Genomic DNA, 9,970 nt, shown 5'->3' with positions numbered 1-9,970 from the left:
ATATGATGGAAACAAGGATAACCTGTGGTATAAAGTGATAGGCGTGGAGTATGTTGAAAAGGCATTTGAATATGCCAGGAAATACGCAGCGCCCGATGTGAAGCTTTTCTACAACGATTACAATACGTTTCAACCTAAGAAGACAGAATGCATCATCAAGCTGGTATCGTATCTCAAGGAAAAGGGACTGATTGACGGGATTGGCATGCAGGGCTACATGAACCTGACATATCCTGGCATAACGAGAGGTCCGGATTGCTTCAAGACAGCCCTCTCTGAGTTTGCCAAGCTGGGGTTGGAGATACATATTACCGAGCTCACTATAAGCAGCAACGATAAGAGCGAGCAATCCATGAAAAAGCAGGCCGAGCGCTACAGGGAAGTGTTTACCGTATTAAAGGAGATGGATACTGCCAGCGGTGGAAATGCAAACATTACCAGCGTAACCGTGTTTGGCTTGATGGACGAATACCTCTTTTACAAAAACGACAAGAACTATTCGCGTCTGTTTGATGGCAAGCTGCAGCCCAAGCCCGCCTTTTATAGCGTCCTATCTGTAGTAGAGTAGGTCGGTACCAAAAGGCTTTCTGCTGTCTAAATGTCTAAAATAAAAATCAGCCGGGCGTGAAGCCCGGCTGATTTCTTAAAACTGGATTTTCTCATCCAGATAATCTTCTATCTCATCTATCTTGATCCTTATCTGCTCCATGGTATCTCTGTCTCTAATTGTAACTGTGTTATCCTCCAGGGTATCGAAGTCCACGGTGATGCAGAACGGAGTTCCGATTTCATCCTGCCGCCTGTACCGCCTGCCAATGCTACCGGTTTCGTCGTAGTCCACCATGAACTTCTTGAGCAGGTCAAGGTACAGCTGCTGTGCTGGTTCGCGCAGCTTTTTCACAAGCGGAAGCACCGCTGCTTTGAATGGAGCCAAAGCGGGATGCAGCCTCAGCACCGTCCTTACATCTCCGTCTTCCAGCTGTTCCTCGTCATAGGCGTTGCATAAGAAAGCCAGCATTATGCGGTCAACGCCTACCGAAGGTTCTATACAATAGGGGATGTATTGCTCGTTGGTGGTTGGATCAAGGTAATTGAAGTTTTCGCCTGAATAGAGGGCGTGTTGCTTCAGGTCGAAATCGGTTCTATTGGCTATGCCCCAGACTTCCCCCCAGCCGAAAGGGAAACGGTATTCTATATCGGTGGTGGCTGTGCTGTAATGGGATAGTTCCTCCGGTGAGTGATCTCTGAAGCGAATGTCCTCTTCCTTCATACCCAGGTCGATGAGCCATTTTCTGCAGAAATCCTTCCAGTATTGGAACCACTCCATGTCTTCTCCCGGTTTGCAGAAGAATTCCAGCTCCATCTGTTCAAATTCCCTGGTTCGGAAGATGAAGTTGCCAGGGGTGATCTCATTGCGGAAGGCTTTACCTATTTGCCCAATCCCAAAAGGAATTTTCTTTCTTGATGTCCTGAGCACGTTCTTGAAGTTTACGAATATGCCCTGTGCCGTTTCGGGCCTTAGATACAGTTCAGATTTGGAATCTTCGGTGACGCCCTGAAAGGTCTTGAACATAAGGTTAAAGTACCGTATCGAGGTGAAGTTGTGTTTGCCGCATTCGGGGCAGGGGATTTGATGCTCCCTTATGTAATTTTCCATCTGCTGGTCGCTCCATCCGGCCACCGAAGGGTTGGATACGCCCTGCGCTACCATGTAATCTTCAATCAGCTTGTCAGCGCGGAAGCGGGCCTTGCATTCTTTGCAGTCCATCAAGGGGTCATTGAACCTCTCCAGATGGCCAGAGGCCAGCCATGTACGGGGATTCATGAGGATGGCTGTATCGACGCCGACGTTGTAAGGGTTTTCCTGAATGAATTTCTTCCACCAGGCTCTTTTTATGTTGTTTTTAAGCTCTACTCCTAAAGGGCCGTAATCCCATGTGTTGGCCAGCCCGCCGTATATCTCCGAGCCGGGATAGATGAAGCCTCTATTTTTGCATAGGGCCACAATCTTGTCCATCTTATCCTGTGTTGCCACTTATGTATACCTCCTCGTCCTTGGATTTGGCTTATAACCCGTTTTAATGTAATCAATCTGCCATTTTTCGCGGTTATCAAAATAATATCATACTATGGATACAGTTGCAACAGCTGTCATTTTTTATGCTGTACGAGGCAATGAGGCTGTAGGCGAAACTTTTTAACTTCGATACCGTCTAGAATTTAGAGATTAAAAGGGTCGAGGTGAGGGGTATTGAAAGGGGCAGTACCTTTTATCGCATTAATGGCAATGCTGGCTTTGACAGCTCTTCTGGAAGGGTGTGCGTCTGGTATAGAGATCTCCTATAGCTCGTCTCCTGAAAATATGATCATCTATATACAAGAAACTGGAAGCTCTCAACCAATGTTTGAACTTTACGGCAATGGGAGAGTGCGTGTCAGAAGAGATCCTTTTGAAGATAAAGTGGAGAGCGGCTATCTTACTCAGAAGCAGGTCAAGCAGGTATTAGATCATATTATAAACAAACTTAAGGTAGGGGAGTTGCAGTCGAGCTATCCGAAGGACTTTATCCCTGGTATTGAGATGTATCCAGATATGAACCTTGTGCTGAAGGTTACCGTAGATGGATTTGAAAAGACCATCAGTTTTGCGTATAGCAATATATGCAGTGGGCTCAAGGATTTCCTAGAAGAAGGCAGAATTGACCGTCAAGCTTTTGGGGAGCTCAGCAGGTTAAGAGCCATTGTAGAATATCTGCTGAAATGCAAATTTTAATTTTATGGTAACATTGGCATTGTATTTTATGTCAAATTGCAGTACAATATAGGACAAGAATATTTTTTGGATATCCATATGTTTAGGAACTTTATTAATTTTTTGTATTAAAATGTTAGATAGGGATCGGGAAGAATGGGATCGGGAAGAGGGGGCAACATGCTGGAAAAAGACTTTGTTGTTGAAAACGAAATGGGCCTTCATGCTCGACCTGCTGCCAAGTTTATAAAGGTTGCCAATAGCTATAAATCAGATGTTTTTGTCATAAAAGATGGAAAGGTAGGCAACGGCAAGAGCTTACTTTCAATTCTGTCGTTGGGCATTTATAAGGGCTGTAAATTCAAAGTCCAGGTTGTAGGGCCGGATGAGGCAGAAGCTTTATGCGGTATTACTAAGCTCATAACCAACAATTTCGAAGAGTAACTATCACTACAAACATTGCGTTTTTGCTTTAAAGATCTTGTTCAAATAGAGCCTGTTGCAGAGGACAGGAAGAGTTTTTGGCACTTCTTTTAGTTCTCATCGTGCTTTTCAGCAATTTGAACAATCTTTCTATAAGCAAATTACAATGTACATTCATTAAGTTTGAAAGACGCATGGCGATATTAAGATATACTTTTAATAATACCCGACAAAGCAATTAATACCGGACAAAACGATGCGTTTGCATTAAAATAGCATTCTTTAGAAACCCCTTTGGGCTTGTGAAAATGGTTTTTCACAGGCCTTTTTTGTCGGTTTTTGAAAAATAAATTAAAGCTGCCTAGAGTATAAAACTGAAAAATTAGGGAACTATTGAAAGGGGGAAATACCATAATAAAGCAAAAGGGGTTTTGATTGGCATGAGGGCGGATGAGATGTTGAGGCAATATACTAGGGAAGGAAACAAAAAATTGGATAAGCAGTACAGCGGTACGCGCCAGGCCATTATGGATCTGGCAAGGGACAAGATGAGGGAATTTATGAGGAAGGCCGATGTAGGCCTGGATAAGGAAAGCATGGAATTATTGGTTGCCATCATTGCAGGAAGCATGATGCAGAGCTTTTCATTGGGATATGGGATAGGTAAACTGGAAGGGAAGACCGATAAGCAGATTTATCTGTAAAGCCCATAAAAACGAGGGAAGGCGGTATGGACTTTATGACAAATGACGAGTATAATAGAAATATGATTTTAAATGGTAATATTTTGGTAGGCTGACAGGATAAAGGATCAGAAGTAAAACCTCTAATGAATTGGTTGAAGGGAAATTAAGTAGGGTTGGGGGCAAATGTAAATATTATGGTTCAATTGGCTTTGAAGTTAAAAAAGGAGTTCACCGGTATAGTTTACATAATATCGGTGTCGGTGATTTTGTTTGTTGTACTCGCTTGGTGCGATGATTTTTTTTACACCATCTTTCCGTCCAATTTTTTTTTAACATGGCATATTTTTTTAGAGCTGTCTAGCATTGTAATGTCCTTTACTGTATTTGCAGTTACTTTTTATACATTTGAGGAAACCAACCGTTTAAGGTCTGTGGTAATTGCCTGCACCTTTCTGGCGGTATCGCTACTTGACCTATTTCATACCCTTTCCTATAAGGGAATGCCGGTATTTTTAACTGAATCCTCGGCCGAAAAGGCCACCTCATTTTGGGTATTAGCACGTCTAACCATGTCATTTGGTATGCTGGCATCCAGCTTGGTGCCTGTCGATAGGAAAGTGAGAAGCCGTGAGGGATTATGGGTTTTAGCCACGGTGGCGTATTCGATTTTTTTGCTCTTAGTGGTCAACTATCATATTGATGATTTGCCGCCGCTGTATGTCGAAGGTAAGGGTCTGACGCCCCTTAAGGTATATCTGGAATATTTGACCATTTTCACCCAGCTAGTAACTGCTGTCATATTTCTGGTGGCTTATATAAATGGAGGTTGTAAGGATAAGGGATATGTGCTCATAATAAAGGGGTTGGTATTTAGCGTTTTTAGCGCTATGGCCTTTACGCAATATACCGATGTCTACGATACCTATAATTTTTTAGGGCACATATACAAGATCATAGCATATTATCTTTTGTTCAGGGCCCTATTTGTGCAAAACGTACAAAAGCCATATCAGGAATTGAGGAACGCTGAAAGCCAGCTGAGCGTTTATATAAACAATCTGGAGCAGCTGGTAGCTCAAAGGACCGCCGAAATCACCGCGGCCAATCAAAACCTGATGAAAAACCTCGAGTATGCCCGGAATATCTTGCTGGCGCTTTTGCCCACCACCTTCCCCAGCGTAAAGGGTTTGAAATTTGCGGCCAGGTATATGCCTTGTGAAAACGTGGGCGGCGATTTCTACAACATTTTCAAGCTGGATGATGAGAGGGTGGGCATTCTCATAGGGGATGTGGCGGGACACGGCGTGTCTGCTGCCATGATCAATGTGTTTATCAATCAAAATATAAATTTTAAAAAGGTGTATGATGATGGACGCCAGAAGGTGTTTACCCCCAGAGGCGTGTTGATGAATTGCTACCATACCTATAACGAGATGCCCTTCCCCGATGAGATATATGTGGTGATGCTATATGGCATTTACAATGTGGTCACTAGAAAGTTTACCTATGCGTCGGCTGGCATGAACACCAATCCCCTTATTATCAGGGCCGATGGCCAGGTTGAGGTGCTGCAGGCTGATGGATTCCCCATTTGCAAATTTGCTCCTTATTTTAAGCCGTTTTACAAAAGCACTACGGTGCATCTGGAACCCGGGGACAGCCTTGTATTCTATACAGATGGGCTTATAGAGATAGACCCGGCACAGCCCGAACTCTTTTCACAGGATAAATTAGTAGAATTCTTAAAAGGATTGAAGGGGGTCTCGGCACAGGAGATATGCGATGAGATAATCGATGCTTATCACACCCTTTTAGGGGATAAGAGGATGCTGGATGACGTTACCGTTCTGGTTGTAAAGGTATGTAAGGATGATATATAATTTTTGCGCGTTTTTCAACAATGGAGCCGGTGGAGGTGAAAGCCATGGAAAGTAGGATTGGGGTAATTGGAATCGTGGTAGATAACCCTAAGGAGGTTGGTCAGCGGGTAAACGACTATATAAGGGAGTATTCGCATATCATCGTAGGCAGAATGGGAATCCCTTATAGGGAAAGGGGCATTTCTGTGATTGCCCTCATAGTGGAAGGTACCACCGATGACATAGGAGCGTTTACCGGAAAGCTTGGGAACCTAAAAGGGGTTACCGTTAAAAGCGCCTTAACCCCAAAAAAATTTTGTGATTGAGGTGGGAAGTGGTTGTCATGAATAAAAAAGTTGATTTCGTCGTTAGGACTGCTATACTGCTGGCTTTGGCAGTGCTGCTTCAATCGCTGAGGCTGTTTTTGCCCATACCCAGCCTGGTAGATCAGTATGTAATTGGGTCGCTGGTGAATTTTTGTTTGATTGTTGCAGCGATAACGGTAGGGGTTGAGGGAGGGCTCATGGTTGCCATTTTGACGCCAGTGGTAGCCTTCCTACAAAGCGTGCTTCCAAATCCTGTCATGGTGCCGTTTGTGGCGTTGGGCAATGCTGCCCTTGTCGTTTTAGTAGCGCTTCTTTACAGAAAGAATAAATACCTGGCTCTGGCTGCGGGGGCAATGTGCAAATTCTTGGTTTTGTATATAATGGTAGTGCATGTGGCCATACCGCTATTTATGCCCGATATGCCGCTGCCGGCAAAAGAATTGCTGACTTTGAAGTTTAGCTGGCCACAGCTGGTTACCGCATCGGTAGGGGGTATGTTGGCGTTAATGGTACTGCCTGTGCTGGAAAAAGCTTTGAAGCGCCGCTGAAATGCCAAAAAAGAGGGGCCTGGGGACAGGCCCTTTTTCTATTGCGTTTTAGCTGAAGGTTGCGTCAATAGCTGTATAAGCTTAATGAGCATTTCGAGAGATTGGCTTTGCTCGTCATTTGATGCAGTTTGTTGGGCATTGCTGTAATCCGTTCCTTTTTGTGACGGGTATTGGTCTTTACCGTCGTCATGATCGGTTGCATCCGTTGTGATGTCGTTTTTTTCTGGCTGGCCTTGCACCGAACTATCTTTATCGTCCTTTTTATTGGCGTTTATTTCTCTATTTTTTATTATCCTTTCGTCCAGATCCATTACCTGAGCAATCTGAATGACCTTTTGAAGCCTCTCCAATTTGCTTTGTTGCTCATCGGGTAAGATGGGTTTTATGACTTTTATGATTTCGCCCAGGTCTTCTATGGGGTTGGGCTTGCGATTGCCTGCTATTTTCAGGTTGTTTCTGTATATCTTAATGTTGTTTATAAGCTTTTCGATCGACTCGTGGAGCTGTATAGCACTATCGATAAAGGATCGGCTGCTTTCAGGCATGTAGTCTTTTAGTGCCTTGATTATTCCCAAACCCTTGTTTTCGTTTTCCAATCCCAGAACGGGGATTTGTTGCATGCGTTGAGCTTGGTAGCTTCCTTCCCGAATGCCGTTGAGTATTTGAATGGCCTCCAGTATGCCTATAATGGTGTATAACCCTTCCTGCTCTGGCACGTCCAGATACGGGCTTGCGGCCATAAGCATGTTTATGGTTTCAGGATTATATATCGCCTGGCTGATGGAATTCCTCAGGTCGTGGATGGAGAACGCTCTGTTTTTGTTATGTATGTCTGAGGCCAGTATCCTGATCATGATGAAGATGAAAAACAGCGGCAGCGGATTTACAGGGTGCGTCAGGAAGCCGTAAATTTTTTTAGGAGCGGCTGACCAACCTCCTATAGATGAATCCATGGTTGCAGGTGGCGATGGTTTAGCCTTATCGGGTGGCCGTTCCTGCGGAAATTGGTTATTTGGTTGCCTCGTTTTACGGGTTGCTGTCGTTGAAGGTACCGGGGTAGAAAGGTATTTCCTTTCCATAGAATTCCTCCTTGCTCTCTATACCATGTTATACCTCGGATATCAATACCAGGAATATAAAGAAGAAAAGCAGATGATTTATTTCAAAATGTACATCCCATAGGAGCGTTAGTGCCATAAAGAAAAATAACATATTGGCACCCTTGAAGCTTCCTTTGAGCGCCTCGTGAGACATAAATGGCTCACCATCCCTTATATTTTTCTCTACCATAATATGCTGATTTGTATAAATTGTGCATTGGACTTAAGTAGCAATATGGGAGTTTTTGAATAATTTATGTATTAGAACGACATTAAGTTTTAAGAGGTGGTGTTTTGATGAATATAGGAAACCAAGATATGAAAAGATTGCTTCAGATGGTTCAAAGCATGCAGGGCAAATCGGAAGATGAGCTGATACGCGAGATAGCTGATATGATCAAATCGGGCAAAGGCGGCATTTCCCGTGAAAAGGCCATAGGCATGATAAGGGCCATTACGCCAATGCTGGATCCACAGCAGAGAAAAAAGCTGGAGAGATTGCTCAGGGAACTGTAAGCCATTAAACAGAGAAAACTTCACAGGTCCCCCTTAACAACTTGCAGAGGGTATACATAAGATATACCAAATGCAAGTGAAGGGGGGAATAGGTTTTGAATCTCCTGATGGGAATGCTACTGTTTCCTTTTCTGGATAGGGCAAGTAAAATGGAAGAAAAGATCGACCGCAGGCTCATTAAAAAGGTTCAGACCTTGAGTACTGACGGTAAGGTATCGGCCATTGTATTTTCTAAAGAAGAGCAAGGTCCTATTTGCAGGGAATGCTTGCGAAAGATGGGCATAACCATAGTATATGAGTTTCCTTTCATCAATGCCTATGCAGTTGAAATCCCGCGGGCCATGCTGGAGAAGGTCGCACAAGTTGAATCCATAAGATATGTTACTGATGATGTGGATATAAATTCGCTTTTAAATATAGCCACGCAAGAGGTGGGAGCCCGGGATGTAAATTTAAAGGGATATACCGGAAAAAATATAGGCATTGCCATCATCGATACCGGCGTTTATCCGCATCCTGATTTGATAAGACCCAAAAATAGGATCATAGCTTTTAAGGATTTTGTCAACAACAGAAAGGATCCTTACGACGATAACGGGCATGGCACGTTTGTTGCAGGGGTGGCGGCCGGAAACGGCTATTCTTCGGGCGGGAAATATGCAGGGGTAGCGCCCGAGGCCAACGTAATTGCTATTAAAGCCATGAACAAGGATGGGGAAGGCAGCGCTTCAAAGATAGTTGCCGGCCTGCAATGGGTAGCAGATAACAAGGATAAATATAATATAAAGGTGGTGTGCCTATCCCTTGGTTCCAAAGCTTCAGGGGCTATGAATAATGACCCCCTTGTAGTGGCGGTCACTCAGCTCTGGAAACAGGGCATTTTTGTGACTGCTGCGGCCGGCAATTCGGGGCCAAAGAGGGGAACCATCACCACTCCGGGAATAAGTCCCAGCATCATGACGGTAGGAGCGGTAGACGATAAGCGAACGGTTGATATAAGCGATGATGTGGTGGCAGAATTTTCAAGCCGCGGTCCGGCCCATGGCAATATACCCAAGCCCGATGTGGTGGCGCCCGGGGTCAATGTCGTGTCTTTAAACGCTGACCGTAGCTATACCGGAGGGCCAAGGCTTTATTCATTGGGGAAGGCGTACACCACCATGTCAGGAACGTCGGTGGCGGCGCCCATAGTAGCTGGCATTGCGGCCCTTATCTTTGAAGCCCATCCCGAGTATACGCCCGATAAGGTAAAGACCCTGATCATGAAATACGCTAGGACCATAGATAGGAATATATACGCTCAGGGCAGAGGGTTGGTGGATGTCAAAAGCATAATTGGTCAATAGATAGAAAAACCCTTGCAGACTATCGGCTTGCGAGGGTTTTTCTTATTGGTGCTATTTTAGGAGGCTAAGCTGCTCGAGAGCCCTTATGCACTGTACTACTTGATCCATGGTGTTGAAAATGCCTGGGCTGAAGCGTACCGCTCCCTGTTTTAATGTGCCTATGGTTTGATGAGCCATGGGAGCGCAATGAAGAGCGCCTCGAGTTGCAATATCATACTTTTCATCCATTAATTCAAAGACCCGATCCATGGAAGCGATGGCCTGGGTCAAGGTGGTGGAGGAGTTGACCAAACGGCGCAAAGGCCCGTAAATTCGCTCCAAGAAGGCATAGGCTGCGGCCAGGTCTCCCGGAGAAAGCTGCTGATGGATAGCTTGGTAACCACCGTAGACAAGGACCAGTAAAGGAGCCAGATC

At 44.6% G+C, this 9,970-nt stretch carries 11 protein-coding genes and 1 pseudogene; 9 read left to right on the top strand and 3 right to left on the bottom strand.

Annotated features, from left to right (window positions below):
* On the top strand, positions 1–568 hold a 568-nt coding region (locus tag FWJ59_RS05500; protein WP_414480975.1), incomplete at its 5' end, for an endo-1,4-beta-xylanase.
* Positions 569–643: 75 nt separating this feature from the next.
* Here FWJ59_RS05500 and FWJ59_RS05495 read toward each other — a convergent pair.
* Complete coding sequence (locus FWJ59_RS05495) at positions 644–2,017, bottom strand: glycine--tRNA ligase (protein ID WP_414480976.1); 1,374 nt, start codon at positions 2,015–2,017, stop codon at positions 644–646.
* Positions 2,018–2,251: 234 nt separating this feature from the next.
* Between FWJ59_RS05495 and FWJ59_RS05490 the strand changes: the two genes are divergently transcribed.
* From FWJ59_RS05490 to FWJ59_RS05465, 6 genes are all read left to right on the top strand, one after another.
* Positions 2,252–2,773, top strand: a complete 522-nt coding sequence (locus FWJ59_RS05490; protein WP_414480974.1) for a hypothetical protein — start codon at positions 2,252–2,254, stop codon at positions 2,771–2,773.
* A 159-nt stretch (positions 2,774–2,932) separates the two neighbouring features.
* Positions 2,933–3,196, top strand: a complete 264-nt coding sequence (locus FWJ59_RS05485) for an HPr family phosphocarrier protein (protein WP_414480973.1) — start codon at positions 2,933–2,935, stop codon at positions 3,194–3,196.
* Positions 3,197–3,615: 419 nt separating this feature from the next.
* On the top strand, positions 3,616–3,879 hold the full coding sequence (locus FWJ59_RS05480; RefSeq protein ID WP_414480972.1) for a hypothetical protein: 264 nt from the start codon (positions 3,616–3,618) through the stop codon (positions 3,877–3,879).
* Positions 3,880–4,055: 176 nt separating this feature from the next.
* Positions 4,056–5,741: an MASE3 domain-containing protein gene (locus FWJ59_RS05475; protein WP_414480971.1), complete on the top strand. Its 1,686-nt coding sequence runs from the start codon at positions 4,056–4,058 to the stop codon at positions 5,739–5,741.
* 44 nt (positions 5,742–5,785) lie between these two features.
* Entirely contained in the window at positions 5,786–6,046 is a 261-nt protein-coding gene (locus FWJ59_RS05470; RefSeq protein WP_414480970.1) for a TM1266 family iron-only hydrogenase system putative regulator, read from the top strand.
* 17 nt (positions 6,047–6,063) lie between these two features.
* Complete coding sequence (locus tag FWJ59_RS05465; RefSeq protein ID WP_414480969.1) at positions 6,064–6,594, top strand: ECF transporter S component; 531 nt, start codon at positions 6,064–6,066, stop codon at positions 6,592–6,594.
* A 38-nt stretch (positions 6,595–6,632) separates the two neighbouring features.
* Here FWJ59_RS05465 and FWJ59_RS05460 read toward each other — a convergent pair whose 3' ends face one another.
* Entirely contained in the window at positions 6,633–7,673 is a 1,041-nt protein-coding gene (locus FWJ59_RS05460) for a hypothetical protein (protein WP_414480968.1), read from the bottom strand.
* A gap of 318 nt (positions 7,674–7,991) precedes the next feature.
* On the opposite strand from FWJ59_RS05460, the gene FWJ59_RS05455 reads away from it, so the two are divergent.
* Positions 7,992–8,210, top strand: a complete 219-nt coding sequence (locus FWJ59_RS05455) for a hypothetical protein (protein WP_414480967.1) — start codon at positions 7,992–7,994, stop codon at positions 8,208–8,210.
* A 95-nt stretch (positions 8,211–8,305) separates the two neighbouring features.
* Entirely contained in the window at positions 8,306–9,556 is a 1,251-nt protein-coding gene (locus FWJ59_RS05450) for a S8 family peptidase (protein ID WP_414480966.1), read from the top strand.
* Positions 9,557–9,607: 51 nt separating this feature from the next.
* Here FWJ59_RS05450 and FWJ59_RS05445 read toward each other — a convergent pair.
* Positions 9,608–9,970 (bottom strand): annotated as a pseudogene (locus FWJ59_RS05445) (hypothetical protein); the annotation flags it as partial.

The organism is Caldicoprobacter sp. (assembly GCF_047459465.1).
Taxonomy (GTDB): Bacteria; Bacillota; Clostridia; order Caldicoprobacterales; family Caldicoprobacteraceae; genus Caldicoprobacter.
This window is presented reverse-complemented; position numbering and strand designations above follow the sequence as displayed.

What these genes read in the sequence shown, in the direction of transcription:
- FWJ59_RS05495 (WP_414480976.1), bottom strand. Translation starts at nt 2,017, where the DNA reads ATGGACAAGATTGTGGCCCTATGCAAAAATAGAGGCTTCATCTATCCC.
- FWJ59_RS05485 (WP_414480973.1), top strand. Translation starts at nt 2,933, where the DNA reads ATGCTGGAAAAAGACTTTGTTGTTGAAAACGAAATGGGCCTTCATGCT.
- FWJ59_RS05480 (WP_414480972.1), top strand. Translation starts at nt 3,616, where the DNA reads ATGAGGGCGGATGAGATGTTGAGGCAATATACTAGGGAAGGAAACAAA.
- FWJ59_RS05475 (WP_414480971.1), top strand. Translation starts at nt 4,056, where the DNA reads ATGGTTCAATTGGCTTTGAAGTTAAAAAAGGAGTTCACCGGTATAGTT.
- FWJ59_RS05470 (WP_414480970.1), top strand. Translation starts at nt 5,786, where the DNA reads ATGGAAAGTAGGATTGGGGTAATTGGAATCGTGGTAGATAACCCTAAG.
- FWJ59_RS05465 (WP_414480969.1), top strand. Translation starts at nt 6,064, where the DNA reads ATGAATAAAAAAGTTGATTTCGTCGTTAGGACTGCTATACTGCTGGCT.
- FWJ59_RS05460 (WP_414480968.1), bottom strand. Translation starts at nt 7,673, where the DNA reads ATGGAAAGGAAATACCTTTCTACCCCGGTACCTTCAACGACAGCAACC.
- FWJ59_RS05455 (WP_414480967.1), top strand. Translation starts at nt 7,992, where the DNA reads ATGAATATAGGAAACCAAGATATGAAAAGATTGCTTCAGATGGTTCAA.